Below are 20,214 nucleotides of genomic sequence, written 5' to 3'. Positions count from 1 at the left end.
CGCGCCCTCACCCTGCCCTCTCCCCGGGGGGGAGAGGGGCGAGGCCGGCGTCCAGGACAGAAGGGACTGCCGGTGATGCGCGTGGCAGATCGCCACGGCCAGCGCGTCCGCGGCGTCCGGCGTGGTGATGGCGCAGCCGGGAAGCAGCAGACGCACCATGGCCTGCACCTGCGTCTTGTCGGCCCGGCCCTGCCCCACCACGGCCTTCTTCACCATGTTGTTGGCGTATTCCGCCACCGACAGACCGGCCAGCGCCGGGACCAGCAGGGCCACCGCCCGCGCCTGCCCCAGCTTCAGCGTGGAGACCGCGTTGTTGTTGACGAAGGTCTCCTCGACCGCCGCCTCGTCGGGGCGGTAGCGCTCCAGCACCGCCGTCAGCGCCTCGTGGAGCTGGCACAGCCGCTCGGCCAGCGGACGGCCGTCGTCGGAATGGACGGCGCCGTCCGCCACATGGGTCAGCCGGTTGCCGGACACGTCGATGACGCCCCAGCCGGTGTGGCGGAGGCCGGGGTCCAGCCCCAACAGGCGTACGGGCGGCTGTTGCGCCGCCCCGCTCCTTCCGGCCTGCCCAAGCACCCCGGTTTCCTCCGCTCCGCGACCTGAAATCAGGCCGTCAGCTTCTGCATCAGCTCGTCGGAGATGTCGAAGTTGCCTTCGACCGTCTGGACGTCGTCGTTGTCCTCCAGCACGTCCAGCAGCTTCAGCAGGCTGGCGGCGGCGTCCTCGGACGGGGCGACGGTGTTCAGCGGCTTCCAGGTCAGGCGCGCGCTCTCCGCACCGCCGAACTTGGCCTCCAGCGCGTCGCGCACGATCGCGAAATTCTCCACCGTGGTGGTGACCTCGTGACCGTTCTCGTCGGACGCCACGTCCTCAGCACCGGCTTCCAGCGCCACCTCGAACACGGCGTCCGCCGCCGCGGCACTGGCCGGGTAGTAGATCGCGCCGACGCGGCTGAACATGAAGCTGACCGAGTTCGTCTCGCCCAGCGAGCCGCCGTACTTGGTGAAGGCGGAGCGCACTTCCGACGCCGTGCGGTTGCGGTTGTCGGTCAGCGCCTCGACGATCAGCGCGACGCCGCCGGGGCCGTAGCCCTCGTAGCGCACCTCGTCGTAGTTCGCGTCGTCGCCACCGCCGGGCGTTCCCTGCTTGATCGCGCGGTCGATGCGGTCGCGCGGCATGTTCTGCACGCGGGCCGCGGTGATCGCGGCGCGCAGGCGCGGGTTGGCCGCCGGGTCCGGGAGGCCGCCCTTGGCCGCCACGGTGATCTCGCGGGCGAGCTTGTTGAAGATCTTCGACCGCTTGGCGTCCTGCGCGCCCTTGCGGTGCATGATGTTCTTGAATTGGCTATGACCGGCCATGCGTCGAACGAGCCCCAGATGGATTCAAAGAGACAAAGGTCTTGTGAAACAGCTTGGTAAGCGGTGGGACACATGTACCAGCCTTTGTGCGCCACCGCACGCCTTCGGCGCCGGAGACGACACCTACCCATATAGAAAGTCAATATGGCAGTATTGGGGCGCCCCTTTTGCGCCCCGCGGGGCCGGGAGCGGCAGCGCCCCTCAGCCCCGGACCGGCACGGACTGGCTCAGCCGCCCGCCCAGCCGAACCGGCTGGATGCTCGTGGCGAGGCCGGTGCGGTCGTCCGTCTCGACGTAGCAGCCGCAGACGGTGGCCTCGCCTTCCGCCGGGCTCAGCCGCTCGGTGGGCAGCTTGCGGATCAGCTTGGCCATGGCGACCTCCTTCTTCATGCCGATGGCGCTGTCATAGTCGCCGCACATGCCGGCATCGGTCAGATAGGCGGTGCCGCCCTTCATCACCACATGGTCCGCCGTCGGGACGTGGCTGTGCGTGCCGACCACCAGCGAGGCGCGGCCGTCGCAGAAATGGCCCATGATCATCTTCTCGCTGGTCGCCTCGCCATGGACGTCGACCAGGATGGCGTCAGCGCCGTTGGGGCCCAGACGGTGGGCGCGCAGCACCCGGTCCACCGCGGCGAAGGGGTCGTCCATCGGGTCCATGAACAGGCGCAGCATCACGTTCATCACCAGCACCTTGCGCCCGCCCCGCGCCTGCAGCAGCACGAAGCCGCGCCCCGGCGTGCCTTCCGGGTAGTTCAGCGGGCGGATGATGCGCGGCTGCTGGTCGATCGCCGCGACCAGCTCCTTCTGGTCCCAGGAATGGTTGCCCAGCGTCACCACGTCCACGCCGGCGGCGAAGAACTCCTCGGCGATCTTCACGGTGATGCCGAAGCCGCCGGCGGCGTTCTCGCCGTTGACCACGGTCAGGTCGGGGTCCAACCGGTCGCGCAGCATCGGCATGTGCGCGATCACCGCGTCGCGTCCCGTCCGCCCCACCACATCACCGAGAAACAAAAGCCGCATCGTCCCCAACCTTCACTGCGTAAAGCGGAGCGTCTCGCGCTCCGTCAGAATCCAATCGAGCCGCTCATCGTGCGCCCCGCAGGGCACCGCGTCCATCTCCTGGGCGGCGAAGGCCATGCCGACCGCCAGGACCGGGCCATCGGACGGCGACCGGGCGGCGCGCAGGGCGTCCAGCGTCCGGTCGTAGTAGCCGGCACCGTAGCCCAGCCGGTGCCCGCTGCGGTCGAAGGCCAGCATCGGCACCAGCAGCACCGCGGGAACCACCTCGGGGCGGTCGGCGGCCGGCTCGTGGATGCCGTAGCGGCCGGCGGCCAGCGGCAGCACGGGGTCCCAGTCGCGGAAGGTCAGCGCCTGCCCGCGCGGCCCGGAAACCGGAAGCGCGATGGAGCGCCCACCCGTCCTAAGATGGAGCAGCAAAGGCCGCACGTCGAGTTCCGAGCCGAGCGGCCAGTAGCCGGCGATGGGGCCGTCCGGGACGAGCCCCGGCCGGACCAGCTCCTCCAGGAAACGGTCGCGCAAGGAGTCCGCGGCAAAAGCGCGCAGCCGGTCGTCGCTGAGGGAGTCGCGCCGGGCGCGCGCCTGGGCTCGGGCGGCGTCCTTGGCCGCGCGCGGGTCGGTCATCGTCGCCTGGACAGGTGGGGGAATGTCAGGGGAAAGGCGGAAGGCGCCGCCTCGGCCGTTGGCATTGCTTATCCTCCATGACCTGCAGAGCAGGTGGGCGCCGTGTAACCGGACCAAGGTCCGGACAGGGACAGCTCCCGAGAGTCTAAGATTATCGGCCCTGGGGATTATTGCGACCTGACGAACCAGGCAGCGACCTTCCAGGAGCTAACTTAGGCGCGCTCGAGCCGCGCGGCAACCTCTTCGATGCGCAAAGCGACATTGTCCACGGCGGCGGCCACCTCGGCCTCGTTGATCGTGGACAGCGGGGCGAGGCCACGGCCCGCCATCACGTCCTGCATCTCGTCGGCCATGACGATGGCGGTCAGGACGAGCATCTGCGCCTCCGACCCGGATTTTCCGCCGCCGGTCACCTGCTTCAGCTTGGCGTCCACGAAAGCGGCCAGCTCACGCAGGCGGGCCTCCTGGCCGTCCTGGCAGAAGACGCGGTAGGCGCGCCCGTTCACCTCGATGTCCACCTGGGCCATGGCTCAGTTCTCCAAAACCGCTTCGAGACGGCCGATGGCCGCCTCCAGACGCTTCGACACGGTTTCCGCGTTCTCCTGCGCGCGCGCCTGCTCGATGCGGGCCTCGCGCAGGGATTCGCCCAGCTCCTGCTCGCGCTTGGCCACCCGTTCCTCGCGGGCACACGCGGCATGCTCCAGACGATCCACGGCCTTGGAGAGGCGGTCGAGCGCGGCTTTCAGGGAATCCATGGGCGGGGAACCTTGACGGACGGATGGACGGCGGACGGGCAGCAGTTCGCACATGCATAAAATGCGAAGCGCTACAGTTGGGCCCACCACACCGCCCCGTCAACCGGAATTACGCCGCGGATTGCGGTGGAAATGGCCCCCCAGAATGCACGGAAAGCCGGGCCGCCATCCCCATTCCCGTGTTGACCTGCGGACACGGGTTCTGCATGGTGCGCGCGTCCTGCGGGAACCCCTGGTTTCCCGCCCAATCGGTGTTGCCCGACCCCGTTCGGCCCAACCCCGTTCGACTTGCCCGCCTGCCCACGGGAACATTCTTCAGGAACCCTGCCCGATGTCCGCTGCTTCCGCCGCCACCCCGCCCGCCCCCATCACCACCATGGCGAACGCCATCCGCGCGCTGTCCATGGACGCGGTGGAGGCCGCGAAGTCCGGCCACCCCGGCATGCCGATGGGCATGGCCGACGTGGCCACGGTGCTGTTCACGCGCTTCCTGAAGTTCAACCCGAAGCAGCCGGCCTGGGCCGACCGCGACCGCTTCATCCTCTCGGCCGGCCACGGCTCGATGCTGATCTACTCGCTGGGCTATCTGACCGGCTATGAGCGGATGACCATCGACGAGCTGAAGCGCTTCCGCCAGCTCGGCAGCCTGACGCCGGGCCACCCGGAGGTCGACCCGTCGCTGGGCATCGAGATGACCACCGGTCCGCTGGGCCAGGGCGTCTCCACCGCCGTCGGCTTCGCCCTGGCGGAGCGCATCACCAACGCCCGCTTCGGCGACGACCTGATCAACCACTTCACCTACGTCATCGCCTCCGACGGCGACCTGATGGAGGGCGTCAGCCACGAGGCCTGCTCGCTGGCCGGCCATCTCGGGCTGAACCGCCTGATCGTGCTGTGGGACGACAACCACATCTCCATCGACGGTTCGACCGACCTCAGCTTCACCGACGACACGCCGGCCCGCTTCCGCTCCTACGGCTGGAACACGGCGACCGTCGACGGCCACGATCCGGACGCCGTCGCCAAGGCCATCGAGGCCGCGCAGTCCTCCGACAAGCCGACGCTGATCGCCTGCCGCACCATCATCGGCAAGGGCGCCCCGAACAAGGCCAACACCCACGGCTGCCACGGCTCGCCGCTGGGCGCCGACGAGGTGGCCGCCACCCGTGAGAATCTCGGCTGGCCGCACGAGGCCTTCGTCGTCCCGCAGGACGTGCTGGACGCCTGGCGCGCCGCCGGCACCCGCGCCGACGCCGCCTACGCCGACTGGGCGGAGCGCGTCGCGGCGCTCGACCCGTCCGCCCGCAAGGCGTTCGAGGCGGCCATGGACCGCGGCGTCCCCGCCGGCCTGGACGAGCTGATCGCCGCCTTCAAGAAGAAGGTGTCGGAGGACAAGCCGAGCTGGGCGACCCGCGTCGCCTCGGGCAACGTGCTCGACGTGCTGGTCCCGGCGGTGCCGGAGATGATCGGCGGCTCCGCCGACCTGACCCCGTCGAACAACACCAAGGCGAAGAACACCGCCGACGTGAAGGGCCGCGGCGAGTTCAACGGCCGCTACGTCCGCTACGGCGTGCGCGAGCACGGCATGGCCACCGTGATGAACGGCATGGCGCTGCACGGCGGCGTCATTCCCTACGGCGGCACCTTCATGCAGTTCGCCGACTACTGCCGCCCGTCGATCCGTCTGGCTGCGCTGATGAAGCAGCGCTCGATCTTCGTGATGACCCACGACTCGATCGGCCTCGGCGAGGACGGCCCGACCCACCAGCCGGTGGAGCATCTGGCCGCGCTCCGCGCCATCCCGAACCTGCTGACCCTGCGCCCGGCCGACGCCGTGGAGACCGCGGAGTGCTGGCAGATCGCGCTGGAGCGCGTGAACGGCCCGTCCGTCCTGGCGCTGACCCGCCAGAACGTCCCGACCCTGCGCACCGAGCACGCGGCGGAGAACCGCTCCGCCCGCGGCGGCTACGTGATCCTGGAGGCCGAGGGCGAGCGCAAGGTGACGCTGCTCGCCACCGGCTCGGAAGTCTCGCTGGCCGCCGAGGCCCGCAAGGCTCTGCAGGCCGAGGGCATCGGCGCCGCCGTGGTGTCGATCCCGAGCTTCGAGCTGTTCGAGGCGCAGGACGACGCCTACAAGGCGTCGGTTCTGGGCAGCGGCGTCCGCGTCGCGGTCGAGGCGGCCATCCGCCAGGGCTGGGACCGCTGGCTGGGCTATCCGGGCGCTACGGCCACCGCCTTCGTCGGCATGAGCGGCTTCGGCGAGTCGGCTCCCTATCAGGAACTCTACAAGCACTTCGGCATTACCGCCGAGGCCGTGGTCGCCGCGGCCAAGGCGCGCCTGTAAAAGAGCGAGCGTTCGCGGGATCGGGCTCCGGGCCGACGGTCCGGGGCTGACAATCACCGCCCCGGACCACACATCCGGGGCCGGGAGTTACCGCCCCAAGCCGGATGGTTCGGGGTCGGGGAATGCCAGACTGGAGGAAAAACAATGGCTGTTCGGGTAGCGATCAACGGTTTTGGCCGCATCGGCCGTCTGGTTCTGCGGGCCATCTACGAGAGCGGCCGCAACGACGTGGAGGTCGTGGCGATCAACGACCTGGCCGACCTCAAGGCCAACGCCCATCTGCTGAAGTACGACAGCGTCCACGGCCGTTTCCCCGGCACCATCGAGACCCGCGACGGCGAGCTGATCGTCAACGGCCACTCGATCAAGGTCGTGCAGGAGCGTGATCCGGCCAAGCTGCCGTGGAAGGATCTGGGCATCCAGATCGCCATGGAATGCTCGGGCATCTTCACCAAGCGCGCCGACGCCGCCAAGCACCTGGAAGCGGGTGCCGAGAAGGTGCTGATCTCCGCCCCGGCCACCGACGAGGACATCACGGTGGTCTACGGCGTCAACCACGACCAGCTCAAGGCCGATCACCGCATCGTGTCGAACGCGTCGTGCACCACGAACTGCCTGGCCCCGGTGGCCTTCGTGCTGAACAACCTGATCGGCATCGAGAAGGGCTTCATGACGACGATCCACTCCTACACGGGGGATCAGCGCATCGTCGACACCAACCACAAGGACCTGCACCGCGCCCGCGCCGCGGCGCTGAACATGATCCCGACCTCGACCGGTGCCGCCAAGGCCGTGGGCAAGGTGCTGCCGGAGCTGAAGGGCAAGCTGGACGGCACCGCCATGCGCGTGCCCACCCCGAACGTCTCGGTCGTCGACTTCAAGTTCACCGCCAAGCGCGCCACCTCGGTCGAGGAGATCACCAAGGCGATCGCGGAGGCCGCCAACGGCCCGCTCAAGGGCATCCTGGGCGCCTACACCGAGGATCTGGTCTCCACCGACTTCAACCACGACCCGCACAGCTCGATCTTCGCGCTGAACGAGACCAAGGTCATCGACGGCAACTTCGTCCGCATCATGACCTGGTACGACAACGAGTGGGGCTTCTCCAACCGCATGAGCGACACCGCGGTCGCCATGGCCAACGCCAAGTAAGCCCCACGCGGCTTGCGGAGAAAGAGAAAGGGCGCCCGGAACGGGGCGCCCTTTTTTCATGACCTTGCCGTCACGACGGGACCGCTGTGGCGGAAACGTGGTCACCCCGCCTTGACGGCGTTGATCCCCGTGGCCTGCGTCAACTGGTCGGCGACCCAGGCGGCGACGCTCTTGCCCTCGCGTTCCGCGCAGGTGGCGATGGCGCGGTGGAGCATCGGGTTGACGCGGATGGCGAGCTTGCCGGAATAGGGCTGCTCGGTGTTGCCCGCCATGTCGCAGGCCATCGCCAGATAATCGTCCACCGCCTCGCGGAAGGCCCTGCGCAGCTCATCGACCGAGCGGCCGGTGAAGGTGATGCCGTCGCGCGTGTTGATGACGGCGCCGACGAAGATGCCGGCGTCGTTGTCGAAATCGATCTGGGCCTTGTAGCCCTTATAGTCCATCATCGGCGGCGACCCCAGGGATGCGTGGGTTGGAAGGATAGCCTCGCCTCCGCCCCTGCGGTTTGACCTGCCTCAATTCCCGGAATCGGGATGAGGGAATGCCTGCCCCGCTTTTTCCCGCCATGACCGCCCCGCCCCCGCATCCCCGCCCCATCCGCATCCACAGCCTGACCGAAGCCGACATCGCCTGCGCCGCTGCGGCGGACCTCGGCGTTCCCCTTCTGCTGGTCAGCGCGCCCGGCGCGGCGGCCTCCGCCGGAGCCGGCTGGTTTCGCGAGGTCGTCGCGCGCGCCGCCGCCCGGCACCCCTCGGTTGCGATGACAGCGGTGCTCGACTGCGCCGACCGGCCCGGTGATGCTCTGGGCGCGCTGTCCGCGGGAGTCGCCATGCTGCTGTTCAGCGGACGGGCCGACGTTGCGGAGCGGTTGGCCGACATCGCCGCACAGCGCGGCGCCCACCTGCTGACGGCGCTTCCCGACGCGCTCGACCTGCGCCGCGTCCGCGATCCCCGGCGCGCCTGCCGGGACTGGCTGAGCGGGCAGGACGATGGCCATGTCACGGAATAGTCCCAAGGCGATACCGCTTTTTCCCCGAATCCGCACGATCAAAAGTGGTGTATGCTGGTTTCATCATCACGATGCGGTACCACCCCCATGACCACGACCACGCCTTTGCGGCCCCAGGCGGACGCGACACCGCTGAAGGGTGAGGAACCGGCCCTTCTCCATCCGGAGAGGCCGGACGGGCTTCCGCGCGGATCGCGCTTTCCGACGCCGCCGGTGGAGAAGATCCGCGGCGCCCGGCTGCTCGTCGTCTGGGCCGGTCTGGCCGCCGGGGCCTGGGTCGTGGCGGTGGGCGCCGGCTACGGCCTCTACGTCATCGTCCAGTCCGTTCTGTGACAAAAAACGGCGCGTCCGCGACAAACGGCTTGTCTGCGACAAACGGCTTGTCTGCGACAAACGGCTTGTCTGCGACGCTGGCCTCGCCCTTCGGCGATTCCCGAATCCGACCTCTCGGATAGACCCTTTTGCCGCCGAGGGGCGCGCGCACTACACCCCTGCCGACGTTGCAAAGAGTCCCGCGCTGGGCTATGAGGGCCGCATTTCCGACAGAAACCCCAAGGGGAAGAGCCAGATGAAGCTCACTCGTCGTGTTAAGGAAATTCTTGCGAACTACGAAAGCGACACCCCGGGCGTCAAGGCCAACCTTGCCCGCATTCTTATGGAAGGCAAGCTGGGCGGCACCGGCAAGCTGGTGATCCTCCCCGTCGACCAGGGCTTCGAGCACGGCCCGGCGCGCAGCTTCGCGCCGAACGAGCCGGGCTACGACCCGCATTACCATTACCAGCTCGCCATCGACGCGGGCTGCAACGCCTACGCCGCCCCGCTGGGCTCGCTGGAGGCCGGCGCCTCGACCTTCGCCGGTTCGATCCCGCTGATCCTCAAGATGAACAGCGCCAACAGCCTGTCGCGCCAGAAGGAAGACGCCGACCAGGCGGTGACCGCCTCGGTGCAGGACGCGCTGCGCCTGGGCTGCTCGGCCATCGGCTTCACGATCTACCCCGGCTCGGACGCCATGTACGACCAGTACGAGGAGATCCGCGAGCTGTCGAAGGAGGCCAAGTCGGTCGGCCTGCCCACCGTTCTGTGGTCCTACCCGCGCGGCGGCACGATCTCCAAGGACGGCGAGCTGGCCATCGACGTGATCGGCTACGCCGCCCACATGGCCGCGCTGCTCGGCGCCCACATCATCAAGGTGAAGCTGCCGTCGGCCCATCTGGAGCAGGCGGAGGCCAAGAAGGTCTACGAGTCCAAGAACATCCCGATCGCCACCCAGGCCGACCGCGTCCGCCACATCATGCAGTGCGCCTTCAACGGCCGCCGCATCGTGGTCTTCTCGGGCGGCGCCACCAAGGGCGAGGACGCGGTGTTCGAGGACGCCCGCGCGATCCGCGACGGTGGGGGCAACGGCTCGATCATCGGCCGCAACGCCTTCCAGCGCCCGCGCGACGAAGCCCTCAAGCTGCTCGACCGGATCATGAAGATCTACCAGGGCAAAGAGTAAGGATCGCCTCGGTTGACCGAAACCGCCTGCCGGCTCTACCTCGTGACGCCGCCGGCCCTGGAGCCGGCGGCGTTCGCGCCGAAACTGACCGAAGCGCTGGACGCGGGCGATGTCGCCTGCGTCCAGTTGCGTTTGAAGGACTGCTCCGACGACGCCGTGCGCCGGGCCTGCGACGCGCTGCGCCCGATCGCCCAGGACCGCGGGGTGGCCTTCATCCTGAACGACCATCCCGAACTGGCCCGCGAGACCGGCTGCGACGGCGTGCATGTGGGGCAGCAGGACACGCCCTACGCCCAGGCGCGGCGGATCGTCGGCAACGACGCCATCGTCGGGGTGACCTGCCACGACAGCCGCCATCTCGCCATGGAAGCGGGCGAGGCAGGGGCCGACTACGTCGCCTTCGGCGCCTTCTTCCCCACCACCACCAAGGACGCCGCCTTCAAGGCGGAGCCGGAACTGCTCCGATGGTGGTCGGAGCTGATGGAGGTCCCCTGCGTCGCCATCGGCGGGATCACCCAGGAGAATTGCGGACCGCTGGTCAGCGCCGGGGCCGATTTCCTGGCCGTGGTCGGCGCCGTGTGGAATCATCCCGATGGGCCGGGCGCCGCCGTGAAGGCGTTCAACGCCGCCATCGCCGCGGCCGAAGGGTGACGAAGGCCGCCGCCGAATCATGGACCCCCTTTCCATCGAGACGCTGTCCGCGCTGTTCGCGGTCGGCCTTGTCGCGGGCTTCGTCGACGCCATCGCCGGGGGCGGCGGGCTTCTGACCCTCCCCGCCCTGCTCTGGGCCGGCCTGTCGCCCGCCCAGGCGCTGGCGACGAACAAGCTGCAATCCAGCTTCGGCTCCCTCTCCGCCGCGGTGAAGTTCACCCGCGGCGGAGAGGTGAAGCCGCGCGACATGGCGGTGATGATCGCCTGCACCTTCGCCGGTTCCGCCGCGGGCGCCGTCATCGTCCAGATGATCGACCCTGGATTCCTGCGCAACGTCATCCCGGTGCTGCTGATCGGCATCGCCGTCTGGCTGCTCGTCTCCCCGAAGGCCGGCGAGATCGACGCGCAGCAGCGCATCGGGGAGCGTGGATTCGCCCTGCTCGCCGGGACGGGAATCGGCTTCTACGACGGCTTCCTCGGGCCGGGAACGGGGACCTTCTTCGCCATCGCCTTCGTCTCGCTGCTCGGCTTCAACCTGCGCAAGGCGACCGCCCACACGAAGGTGCTGAACTTCACCAGCAACATCGCCGCCCTCCTCTTCTTCCTGGCCGGCGGCCAGATCGCCTGGATGGCCGGGCTGCTGATGGGGCTGGGGCAGATGATCGGCGCGCAGATCGGCGCGCACATGGTCATCCGCAACGGCGCCGCCATCGTCCGGCCCATGCTGGTCGTCGCGTCCATCGCCATCACGGCGAAGCTGATCTGGACCGACGCCCAGGGCGTGATCGGCGCCGGCATGGCCATGGTCGCCGGCTGGCTGGGCTGAACGCCCCCGAAACTTCGCTTTTCCACACCGCGGCGAATCGACCGTAGCGGGCATTTCCCTCCCCCATGCACACCTGCGGGCGCATACTTTGTTGGCCCAACATTTTTTCAGCGGGGCCACTTTACGTTAACGTCAATCTGTGTATCATTGCGTCAAATAACGAAATTGGGGAGAAACGCATGTCCAAATGGTCTCTGAAGGGGAATCTGCTCGCCGCTGCCGCCGCCGTCGCCATCGCGGCCCCGCTGCCGGCCGGCGCCGCCGGCTATCTGCTGAAGGAGCAGAGCGCCTCGGGTCAGGGCACCTCCTTCGCGGGCGCCACCGCCAACGGCATGGGCGACGCCACCGGCCTGTTCTTCAATCCGGCGGCCCTGGGGGCCATCGAGGGAAATCAGGCGGTCGGCGTGCTGAGCGGCGTGTTCCCGACCTCGAAGACCAGCAACGCCCGCGGCACCCGCGCCACGCGGCTGGGCGGCAGCACCATCCTGGGCACCTCCGACCCCGGCGACATCGGCATGGACGCGGTGGTTCCGTCGGGCTATCTCGCCTACACGGTGTCGCCGGACGTGAAGCTGGGCCTCGCCATCACCGCGCCTTGGGGCCTGTCCACCGACTATCCGGAAAGCTGGACCGGCCGTTACCACGGCATCCATTCCAGCCTGCTGACGATCAACATCTCCCCGACCGTGTCCTACCGGCTGATGCCGGACCTGACGATCGCCGGCGGCCTGCAGTTCCAGTACGCCAAGGCCCGGCTGAGCCAGGCCGTGGATTTCGGCTCCATCCTGGCGGCCACCGGGGTCCCCATCGCGCCGGGCTCGCGCGACGGCGTCGGCGAGGTCAAGGGCGACGACTGGGGCGTCGGCTTCACCGCCGGCATGCTGTACGAGCCGGTCAAGGGCAGCCGCTTCGGCGTCTCCTACCGCTCCTCCGTCTTCCACGAGCTGGACGGCGATTCGAAGTTCGAGGGCGTTCCCGCCGTGCCGGCGCTGCGCGCCAGCTTCGCCGGTTCGCCGGTGCGGGCGAAGGTCGCCACGCCGGACATCATCTCCTTCGGCGCCTATCACGAGCTGACCAGCTCCTTCGCCGTGATGGCTGACGCGCAGTGGACCAACTGGTCGCGCTTCAAGGAGCTGCGCATCCGCTACCGCAACCCGCTGCGCACCGACACGGTGACCGACGAGAACTGGGACGACTCCTGGTTCTTCGCGCTGGGCGCGGCCTACAAGTGGAACGAGAAGCTGACCCTGCGCTTCGGCGTGGCCTATGACCAGACCCCGGTCAGCGACCAGTACCGCACGCCGCGCATCCCGGACGAGGACCGCTACTGGGTGTCGATCGGCGCCGGCTACCAGATCACGGACAGCATCCGGACCGACATCGGCTACAGCCACATCTTCGCCAACAAGGCCAAGATCGACCTGCGCGACAATCTGACGGGCAGCGACGCCTTCCGCGGCAACCTGTCCGCCGACTACAAGGCCCATGTGGACGTGATCGCGCTCCAGACCAAGATCACGTTCTGATCCACGCATGGTGGAGCGCGCGGGGACTGTCCGTCGCTCCACCATCCCCGCCCCTTGCCCGTCGCCGCGTCCGTGCTAGGCTTTCCCCCAATCAAAAACGCGATCCGGGAGACAGCACCGCATGGCCGACACCTTCACCGCCTTCGTCATCGAGGACGCCGACGGCAAGCCCAAAGGGGGCTTCAAGCCGCTCAGCCTGACCGACCTGCCCGACCACGATGTGCTGGTCGAGGTCGCCTTCTCCACCCTGAACTACAAGGACGGCCTCGCCGTCTCCGGCAAGGGCCGGATCGCCCGCAAGCTGCCGATGGTCGCCGGCATCGACCTCGCCGGCACGGTCGTTGAGTCGCGCTCGGCCGACTGGAAGGCCGGGGACACGGTCATCGTCAACGGCTGGGGCCTGTCGGAAACCCAGTGGGGCGGCTACAGCCGGTTCCAGCGCGTGAAGCCGGAATGGCTGACCCGCCTGCCCGACGCCTTCTCGCCGGAGGAGGCGATGGGCATCGGCACCGCCGGCTACACCGCGGCGCTCTGCGTCGACGCGCTGGAGGATTGGGGCACCATCCAGCCCGGCGGCAAGGAGGTTCTGGTCACAGGAGCGGCCGGCGGCGTCGGCTCCGTCGCCGTCGCCCTGCTCGCCAAGGCCGGCTACCCGGTCACCGCCTCCACCGGACGGCCCGAGACCCACGAGTATCTGTCCGGCCTGGGCGCCACCGGCTTCATCGACCGCGCCGCCTTGCAGGAGAAAGGCCCGCCGCTCCAGAAGGAACGCTGGGCCGGCGGCGTCGATTCGGTGGGCGGGATCACGCTGGTCAACGCCCTGTCGCAGACCGTCTGGGGCGGCGCCATCGCCGCCTGCGGGCTGGCGGGCAGCGCCGACCTGCCCGGCACGGTGCTGCCGCACATCCTGCGCAGCGTCGCGCTGATCGGCGTCGATTCGGTGGCCGCACCCGCAGCACGGCGCGAGCGCGCCTGGGCGCGGCTGGCCCGCGATCTCGACAAGGACCACCTCAAGGCGATGTACACGGTGGAGCCGATGTCGAAGCTGCCGGAGCTGGCCGGCCAGATCCTCGCCGGTCAGGTGCGCGGCCGCGTGGTGATCGACGTCACCGCCTGATGGCACGGACGCCGGCGGCGGACGGGGTCAGCCCCCCGCCACCGGCAGCCACAGCACCTCGTCGATGCGCTCCGCCCCGCTGCACAGCATGACCAGCCGGTCGAAGCCCAGCGCGATGCCGCTGCATTCCGGCATCCCATGCTCCAGCGCGGCGAGGAAATCCTCATCCACCGGGAAGCGGTCGCCGTAGATCCGCTCCTTCAGGTCCATGTCGGCCGCGAAGCGGGTGCGCTGGGCGCGGGCGTCGGTCAGTTCGCCGAAGGCGTTGGCGAGTTCCAGGCCGCAGGCGTACAGCTCGAACCGCTCGGCCAGCCGCGGGTCCTCCGGCTTGGGACGCGACAGGGCGGCCATGCAGACCGGATAGTCGGTCAGCACGCAGGGCACGCCCGCGCCCAGATGCGGCTCGATCCGGTCGAACATGATGCGGAAGACGATGTCCTCCCAGCGGTCGCCGTCGTGCGGAGCGATGCCGATGCGCCGCGCCAGGGCGGCCAGCGGGGCCGGGTCGGGGTCGTGGCTGCCGTCGAAGGTTTCCAGCAGGTCGATCCCGGCGTACTCGCGGAAGGCGTCCTGCACGGTCAGCACCCGCCACTCCTTGAAGGGGTCGCAGGTCATGCCGCGGAAATCGAATCGCGTCCGCCCGGCGGCGACGGCGGCCTCGCGCACCAGATCCTCGCAGTCGCGGATCAGCGTCCGGTAGCCCTCCCCCGCCCGGTACCATTCGAGCATCGAGAATTCCGGGGCGTGGGTGGCCGACCGCTCGCCGTTCCGGAAGACGTGGGCGATCTGGTAGATGCGCGGCAGCCCCGCCACCAGCAGCTTCTTCATGGCGAATTCGGGGCTGGTGTGCAGGTGCAGCCGCAGCCGGTCGTCGGGGTGCGGCCCCACCAGTTCCGTCGCGAAGGCCTGGAGGTGTGGCTCCATGCCCGGCGAAATCTGAAGCGCCGGGGTGTCCACCTCCAGGAAGGCGTTCTCCTCGAAGAAGCGGCGGACGGCGCCCAGCACGCGGCCGCGCACGGCCAGATGGGGGCGGCGGCGGGCGAAGGTCTCGGGAGCCCAGGCAGGCGTGACGGTGGACATGATGGCCTTCACTGACGGAGCGATGACGCTGCTTAGCAGAGTGGGAACGGCGGCGAAAACGGACAAAGAAGGCGCAGAACGCCGTTTGGGCCCCGCCCGGCGTTGCCACCGGCCCGGCAAGCTGCTAGGTTCCGCGCCGCCTGTCTCCTGGAAATCACGAGTATGTCATGAAGGTCAACGCCAACACGATGCGTCCCGGCCATGTGCTGGAGCATAACGGGAAGCTCTGGGTCATCACGAAGACCGCCATCGTCCAGCCCGGCAAGGGCGGCGCCTTCATCCAGCTTGAAATGAAGGATGTGCGCACCGGCAACAAGTCGATCGAGCGCTTCCGCACCCAGGAGACGGTCGAGCGCGCCCGCCTGGACGAGCACGAGATGACCTTCCTGTTTGCCGAAGGCGACAGCTACACCTTCATGGACAAGGAAAGCTACGAGCAGACCGCCATTCCCGGCGAGATCATCGGCGACCAGAAGGTGTTCCTGCAGGACGGCATGGAAGTCACCGTGCAGTCCTTCGAAGGCGCGCCGCTCGGCGTCGAGATTCCCGGCAAGGTCACCCTGCAGATCACCGAGGCCGACCCGGTGGTGAAGGGCCAGACGGCCTCCTCCTCCTACAAGCCGGCGAAGCTGGAGAACGGCGTGTCGATCCTGGTGCCGCCGCACATCGAGTCGGGCACCCGCGTCGTTGTCGATACCCAGACCGGCGAGTATGTCGAGCGCGCCAAGGACTGACCGTCCTGACTGATTTTCTGCGCACCGGCTCTCGCTTAAGGCGGGGGCCGGTGTATTCTTTTTCCGGTTCCGCACGAGATAAAGCACGCCCATGGCCACCCGCTCCGCCCTTATCAACGTGATGGTCCGCGCCGCCGAAAAGGCGGCCCGCGGCCTTGTCCGCGACTTCGGCGAGGTCGAGCACCTCCAGGTCTCGCGCAAGGGCCCGGCGGACTTCGTGTCCGCCGCCGACATGAAGGCGGAAAAGCTGCTGCGCGAAGAGCTGCAGAAGGCCCGCCCGGACTTCGGCTTCCTCATGGAGGAGACGGGCGCCAGCAAGGGCAGCGACCCGACCGCCCGCTGGATCGTCGACCCGCTCGACGGCACCACCAACTTCCTGCACGGCATTCCGCACTGGGCGATCTCCATCGCCGCGGAGAAGAACGGCGAGATCGTCGCCGGCGTCGTGTACGAGCCGGTGCACGACCAGATGTTCTGGGCCGAGAAGGGCCAGGGCGCCTTCCTCAACCACCAGCGCCTGCGCGTGTCGGAGCGCCGCAACCTCGCCGACGCGGTGATCGCCACCGGCATTCCCTTCAAGGGCCGCGGCGACCATGCCGGCTTCCTGGTTGAGGCCGAGGCGCTCATGAAGGAGGTCGCGGGCATCCGCCGATTCGGCGCCGCCTCGCTCGACCTCGCCTATGTCGCGGCCGGCCGCTACGACGGCTACTGGGAACGCGGGCTCGCCCCCTGGGACGCCGCGGCGGGCCAGCTTCTGGTGACGGAGGCCGGCGGCTTCGTCGGCGAGATCGGCGGCGGGCGCAACCCGGTGTTCGGTGGCACGATCCTGGCGGCCAACGCCCACTTCCATCTGCCGATCGCCAAGATCCTGCGCGGCGCGACGGAACGCAAGGTGCGCTCCGCCCCCGCCGGGGCGGCGGACGCCGGTCAGGGCTGACCTCCGGCCGAGCCATAAGCCCTTCATGACGTTGGGGTAGCAAGGGCCGCGCTTTGGTGGGGAAACACGCCGCGCGGCCCAAAGGGCGTTGTCCCTACGCCGATCGAAGGGCTATGGTACCAACGCTTTTCCGTGCAACTGGGAACAATGCGCTGGTCACCATGAGGATTGTCGGACGCCTGAGCCGTTCTCCGAACGCCCCCGCCGGGCGGCCGGTGCCCCTGCGCGTCCTTCCCGCCGCCGCGGCCGTGGCTCTGTCCCTGGCCGCGACCGCCTGCTCCTCGCCCGGCAGCGCGCCGCCCCAGACCAGCGCCGCCCTTCCGGCCCCGGCCGCCCCCGCCAATGCCGGGGGGCTGACGCTGGAGAACGCGCTGCCGCTGCCGATCCCGCCGCGGCCCGACATCTTCCCGCCGCCGGCCCCGCCGGCCCCGCCGGTCTTCAAGGCCCCGACCCTGATGACGGCGCCGGATCTGCCGCAGATTTCCGTGGGTCCCACCCCGCCCCCGCCGGCTCTGCCGGAAGGCGCGCCGCCGGTCCCGGCCTCCAACCGCCCCGCGGCGCCCCCGCCGCCCGACCGGACGCAGACCGCCGCCCTGCCGCCGCCGACTCCGAAGGCGCCCGCGGCGCCGGCCTTGCCCCGCATGGAGCCCCTGACCGTCCTGTTCGACGGTGCCGCCACCGCCATGCCCGAACCGGCCCAGGCGCGGCTCGAGGCCATCGCGGAGCGCATGAACGCCAACCCGCAGCTTCGCCTGCAGATCCGCTCCTACGCCAGCGGCACGCCGGAAACGGCGCGCGAGGCGCGGCAGCTGTCGCTCGCCCGCGCCCTGGCCGTCCGCGAGCGGCTCGGGACCGCCGGCATCGCCAGCACGCGCGTGGACATCCGCGCCATGGGGATGGAGGCGGCAGGCGGCGCGCCGGACCGGCTGGACGTGGAGTTCCTGAACCAGTGAGCTGCTCTCTGTAACCCGTACCGACGCCTGCCCCTTCCCCTGGACGAGAGTGCCCATGGCCGCCATCGCCCCGTCGTCCCACCCTCTCGAGGAGCCTTCCCCGATGACGCGCCCGGAGCGCTTCCTGACACGGATGATCCTCTTCCTGGTGGTCGTGGGAAGCGTGACGGCCCTGCTGTTCCCGGCCCTGCGCGCCGCCTTCATGAACAACCCGGCGCTGAACGGGCTGATCCTCGGCACGCTGCTCGCCGGCATCCTGTTCATCTTCCGCCAGGTGCTGATGCTGCGGCCCGAGGTGGCGTGGCTGGAGCATTTCCAGTCCGGCAACCCCGCCACCGCCGCGCCGGAACCGGTGCTGCTCGCCCCGATGGCGCGCATGCTGCGGGAGCGGCGCGGCCGGCTGACCCTGTCGGCGCTGTCGATGCGCTCCCTGCTCGACGGCATCGCCTCGCGGCTCGACGAGTCGCGGGAGCTGTCGCGCTACCTGATCGGTCTGCTGATCTTCCTCGGCCTGCTCGGCACCTTCTGGGGCCTGCTGCACACGGTGCAGTCGGTCGGCTCGGTGATCGGCGGGCTGTCGGTGCAGGGCGGCGACGTCGGGGCGATGTTCAGCAACCTCCAGCACGGGCTGGAAGCGCCGCTGACCGGCATGGGCACGGCCTTCAGCTCCTCGCTGTTCGGTCTGGCGGGCTCGCTGGTGCTGGGCTTCCTGGAGCTTCAGGCCAGTCAGGCGCACAACCGCTTCTTCCAGGACGTCGAGGACTGGCTGTCCGGCGCCACCCGCCTCTCGAGCGGGGCCGGCGGCAGCCTGGAGACCGGCGACCAGTCGATGCCGGCCTATCTGACGGCGCTGCTGGAACAGACGGCGGAGAACCTGGATTCGCTCCAGCGCACCGTCGCCACCGCCGAGGAGGGCCGCCGGTCGGCCAACGCCAACCTGATGGCCCTGACCGAGCGGCTGAGCACGCTGACCGACCAGATGCGCGCCGAACAGCAACTCCTCCTGCGCCTCGGCGAGAGCCAGTTGGAGATGAAGGGGCTGCTCGACCGGCTGTCCGACGCGGCCATCGGCGGCTTCGACGACGCCTCGCGCCAGCATCTGCGCAACATGGACATCTACCTCGCCCGCATGGTCGAGGAATCCTCCACGGGCCGGGTCCAGGCGGTGCAGGAGATCCGCAGCGAGATCAAGCTGCTGGCCCGCACCATCGCCGCCCTGGCCGAAGAATCGGAACAGCGCTGATCGGAACAGCGCTGGCGCCTTCCCCCTGTCCGTCCGGAGGGACATCCCGCCATGCCCAACATCAGCCGCCGCAACGGCCATCGCGAGGCCAGCGCATGGCCCGGATGGGTGGACGCGCTGTCGTCCCTCGTCATGGTGGTCATCTTCCTGCTGATGATCTTCGTCGTCGCCCAGTTCTACATGGCGACCGCCCTGACCGGGCGTGACGAGCAGCTCGGCAGCCTGAACCGCAAGGTGGCGGAGCTGAACGACCTGCTGGCGCTGGAGCGCGACGCCAACGCCGACCTGCGCATCAACGTCGCCCAGCTCTCGGCGGAGCTTCAGGGCTCCGTGGCGGCGCGGGACACCATGACCGGCCGCATCGCCACGCTCCAGGGCGACCTCGACCACGCCATCCGCGCGGCCGAGGAGTTGCAGCGCACGGTCCGCGCCGACAAGGAGACCATCGAGCTGAAGCTGGCCGAGGCCGCCAGCCTCCAGGCCGACCTGAAGGCGCTGCGCGAGGCCCGGACCAGGCTGGAGGGCGAACTGGCCGCCGCCGCCGCGCAGCAGCGGCTGACCGAGGAGCAGCGCCAGGCCCTTCTGGCCGAATTGGGCGGGGAGCGCGACCGGTCCAAGGCGCTGGAAACGCGGCTCGCCAGCGCCGACGAGAAGACGATGCTCGCGCAGAAAGACATCGAAAAGCGCGACATCCGCATCACCGAGCTGATGGCGTCGCTGTCCACCGAGCAGGGGGCGACCGGCAAGGCGAACGAGCAGGTCGACCTGCTGAACCGCCAGATGGCCGCTCTGCGCGAGCAACTCGCCCGCATCGGCGCCGCCCTGGAGATTTCGGAGAAGAAGGCGGAGGAGCAGCAGGTCCAGATCGCCGAACTCGGCTCGCGGCTCAATCAGGCGCTGGCCGCCAAGGTGCAGGACCTCGCCCGCTACCGCTCGGAGTTCTTCGGGCGGGTGCGCGAGGCGCTGGGCAACCGGCCCGACGTGCGCATCGTCGGCGACCGCTTCGTCTTCCAGTCGGAGCTTCTGTTCCCCTCCGGCTCGGCGACCCTGGAGGAAGCGGGCAAGCAGCGGCTGGCGGAACTGGCGCGCACGCTCATCGAGATCGGCCGGACCATCCCGCCGGACATCAACTGGGTGCTGCGCGTGGACGGCCACACCGACTCGCGCCCGGTGCGCATCCAGTTCGCCTCGAACTGGGAGCTGTCGGCGGCACGCGCGATCTCGGTGGTGAAGTATCTGATCGACCAGGGGATTCCGGCGGGTCGTCTGGCCGCCGCCGGCTTCGGCGAGTATCAGCCGCTCGATCCCGGCACCAGCGACGAGGCGCTGGCCCGGAACCGGCGGATCGAGGTCAAGCTGGATCAGCGGTGAGGGGCGCGTTGCCCCC

21 protein-coding genes, 1 other RNA gene and 1 pseudogene are annotated in these 20,214 nt (G+C 69.3%); 14 read left to right on the top strand and 9 right to left on the bottom strand.

Annotated features, from left to right (window positions below; genetic code table 11):
• Positions 1 to 54: 54 nt before the first annotated feature.
• From ruvC to TSH58p_RS16370, 7 genes and pseudogenes are all read right to left on the bottom strand, one after another.
• A pseudogene (gene ruvC, locus TSH58p_RS34040) lies at positions 55 to 576 on the bottom strand (crossover junction endodeoxyribonuclease RuvC); the annotation flags it as partial.
• A gap of 29 nt (positions 577 to 605) precedes the next feature.
• On the bottom strand, positions 606 to 1,358 hold the full coding sequence (locus tag TSH58p_RS16395; protein WP_109069620.1) for a YebC/PmpR family DNA-binding transcriptional regulator: 753 nt from the start codon (positions 1,356 to 1,358) through the stop codon (positions 606 to 608).
• Between the two features lie 201 nt (positions 1,359 to 1,559).
• Entirely contained in the window at positions 1,560 to 2,381 is an 822-nt protein-coding gene (locus TSH58p_RS16390; RefSeq protein WP_109069619.1) for a TIGR00282 family metallophosphoesterase, read from the bottom strand.
• A gap of 12 nt (positions 2,382 to 2,393) precedes the next feature.
• The gene (locus TSH58p_RS16385; protein ID WP_109069618.1) at positions 2,394 to 3,002 is read right to left on the bottom strand and encodes a 5-formyltetrahydrofolate cyclo-ligase; all 609 of its coding nucleotides are present in this window, start codon (positions 3,000 to 3,002) and stop codon (positions 2,394 to 2,396) included.
• Between the two features lie 39 nt (positions 3,003 to 3,041).
• Positions 3,042 to 3,201, bottom strand: a non-coding RNA gene (gene ssrS, locus TSH58p_RS16380) — 6S RNA.
• Positions 3,202 to 3,214: 13 nt separating this feature from the next.
• The gene (locus TSH58p_RS16375; protein ID WP_109069617.1) at positions 3,215 to 3,529 is read right to left on the bottom strand and encodes a cell division protein ZapA; all 315 of its coding nucleotides are present in this window, start codon (positions 3,527 to 3,529) and stop codon (positions 3,215 to 3,217) included.
• Between the two features lie 3 nt (positions 3,530 to 3,532).
• On the bottom strand, positions 3,533 to 3,757 hold the full coding sequence (locus TSH58p_RS16370) for a hypothetical protein (RefSeq protein WP_035673986.1): 225 nt from the start codon (positions 3,755 to 3,757) through the stop codon (positions 3,533 to 3,535).
• A gap of 331 nt (positions 3,758 to 4,088) precedes the next feature.
• Here TSH58p_RS16370 and tkt point away from each other — a divergent pair, with 331 nt between their 5' ends.
• Positions 4,089 to 6,101, top strand: coding sequence for a transketolase (tkt, locus tag TSH58p_RS16365; protein ID WP_109069616.1), 2,013 nt, complete (start codon positions 4,089 to 4,091; stop codon positions 6,099 to 6,101).
• 144 nt (positions 6,102 to 6,245) lie between these two features.
• Positions 6,246 to 7,253, top strand: a complete 1,008-nt coding sequence (gap, locus tag TSH58p_RS16360; RefSeq protein ID WP_109469277.1) for a type I glyceraldehyde-3-phosphate dehydrogenase — start codon at positions 6,246 to 6,248, stop codon at positions 7,251 to 7,253.
• A gap of 101 nt (positions 7,254 to 7,354) precedes the next feature.
• Here gap and TSH58p_RS16355 read toward each other — a convergent pair whose 3' ends face one another.
• Positions 7,355 to 7,699, bottom strand: a complete 345-nt coding sequence (locus tag TSH58p_RS16355) for a type II toxin-antitoxin system HicB family antitoxin (RefSeq protein WP_014240811.1) — start codon at positions 7,697 to 7,699, stop codon at positions 7,355 to 7,357.
• Between the two features lie 95 nt (positions 7,700 to 7,794).
• Between TSH58p_RS16355 and TSH58p_RS16350 the strand changes: the two genes are divergently transcribed.
• The 7 genes from TSH58p_RS16350 to TSH58p_RS16320 all read left to right on the top strand — a co-directional run bounded on the left by TSH58p_RS16350 (position 7,795) and on the right by TSH58p_RS16320 (position 13,880).
• Positions 7,795 to 8,262 (top strand): hypothetical protein, encoded by a 468-nt coding sequence (locus tag TSH58p_RS16350; RefSeq protein ID WP_146205906.1) that lies wholly within the window; start codon positions 7,795 to 7,797, stop codon positions 8,260 to 8,262.
• An 87-nt stretch (positions 8,263 to 8,349) separates the two neighbouring features.
• On the top strand, positions 8,350 to 8,595 hold the full coding sequence (locus tag TSH58p_RS16345) for a hypothetical protein (RefSeq protein ID WP_247874160.1): 246 nt from the start codon (positions 8,350 to 8,352) through the stop codon (positions 8,593 to 8,595).
• 235 nt (positions 8,596 to 8,830) lie between these two features.
• Complete coding sequence (locus TSH58p_RS16340; protein ID WP_109071276.1) at positions 8,831 to 9,760, top strand: class I fructose-bisphosphate aldolase; 930 nt, start codon at positions 8,831 to 8,833, stop codon at positions 9,758 to 9,760.
• Between the two features lie 12 nt (positions 9,761 to 9,772).
• Positions 9,773 to 10,411 (top strand): thiamine phosphate synthase, encoded by a 639-nt coding sequence (thiE, locus tag TSH58p_RS16335; protein ID WP_109071275.1) that lies wholly within the window; start codon positions 9,773 to 9,775, stop codon positions 10,409 to 10,411.
• A 19-nt stretch (positions 10,412 to 10,430) separates the two neighbouring features.
• Positions 10,431 to 11,237: a TSUP family transporter gene (locus TSH58p_RS16330; protein WP_109071274.1), complete on the top strand. Its 807-nt coding sequence runs from the start codon at positions 10,431 to 10,433 to the stop codon at positions 11,235 to 11,237.
• A 179-nt stretch (positions 11,238 to 11,416) separates the two neighbouring features.
• Positions 11,417 to 12,763: an OmpP1/FadL family transporter gene (locus tag TSH58p_RS16325; protein WP_109071273.1), complete on the top strand. Its 1,347-nt coding sequence runs from the start codon at positions 11,417 to 11,419 to the stop codon at positions 12,761 to 12,763.
• Positions 12,764 to 12,884: 121 nt separating this feature from the next.
• Positions 12,885 to 13,880 (top strand): MDR family oxidoreductase, encoded by a 996-nt coding sequence (locus TSH58p_RS16320; RefSeq protein WP_109071272.1) that lies wholly within the window; start codon positions 12,885 to 12,887, stop codon positions 13,878 to 13,880.
• A 27-nt stretch (positions 13,881 to 13,907) separates the two neighbouring features.
• Here the strand turns inward: TSH58p_RS16320 and epmA are convergent, their stop codons facing one another.
• The gene (epmA, locus tag TSH58p_RS16315) at positions 13,908 to 14,960 is read right to left on the bottom strand and encodes an EF-P lysine aminoacylase EpmA (RefSeq protein ID WP_109071279.1); all 1,053 of its coding nucleotides are present in this window, start codon (positions 14,958 to 14,960) and stop codon (positions 13,908 to 13,910) included.
• 167 nt (positions 14,961 to 15,127) lie between these two features.
• Between epmA and efp the strand changes: the two genes are divergently transcribed.
• The 5 genes from efp to TSH58p_RS16290 all read left to right on the top strand — a co-directional run bounded on the left by efp (position 15,128) and on the right by TSH58p_RS16290 (position 20,198).
• A complete protein-coding gene (gene efp / locus TSH58p_RS16310) occupies positions 15,128 to 15,694 on the top strand; it encodes an elongation factor P (RefSeq protein WP_014240821.1) in 567 nt (188 codons plus the stop codon).
• Positions 15,695 to 15,785: 91 nt separating this feature from the next.
• Complete coding sequence (locus TSH58p_RS16305) at positions 15,786 to 16,631, top strand: inositol monophosphatase family protein (RefSeq protein ID WP_109071271.1); 846 nt, start codon at positions 15,786 to 15,788, stop codon at positions 16,629 to 16,631.
• 161 nt (positions 16,632 to 16,792) lie between these two features.
• Positions 16,793 to 17,584 (top strand): OmpA family protein, encoded by a 792-nt coding sequence (locus TSH58p_RS34565; protein WP_109071270.1) that lies wholly within the window; start codon positions 16,793 to 16,795, stop codon positions 17,582 to 17,584.
• 103 nt (positions 17,585 to 17,687) lie between these two features.
• On the top strand, positions 17,688 to 18,827 hold the full coding sequence (locus tag TSH58p_RS16295) for a flagellar motor protein MotA (RefSeq protein WP_371732426.1): 1,140 nt from the start codon (positions 17,688 to 17,690) through the stop codon (positions 18,825 to 18,827).
• 51 nt (positions 18,828 to 18,878) lie between these two features.
• On the top strand, positions 18,879 to 20,198 hold the full coding sequence (locus TSH58p_RS16290) for a peptidoglycan -binding protein (protein ID WP_109071268.1): 1,320 nt from the start codon (positions 18,879 to 18,881) through the stop codon (positions 20,196 to 20,198).
• The last annotated feature ends 16 nt before the right edge of the window (positions 20,199 to 20,214 follow it).

Source organism: Azospirillum sp. TSH58 (assembly GCF_003119115.1).
Classification (GTDB): Bacteria; Pseudomonadota; Alphaproteobacteria; order Azospirillales; family Azospirillaceae; genus Azospirillum.
Note: the sequence above shows the minus strand (reverse complement) of the source record. Positions and strands in the feature narration are given on the sequence as shown.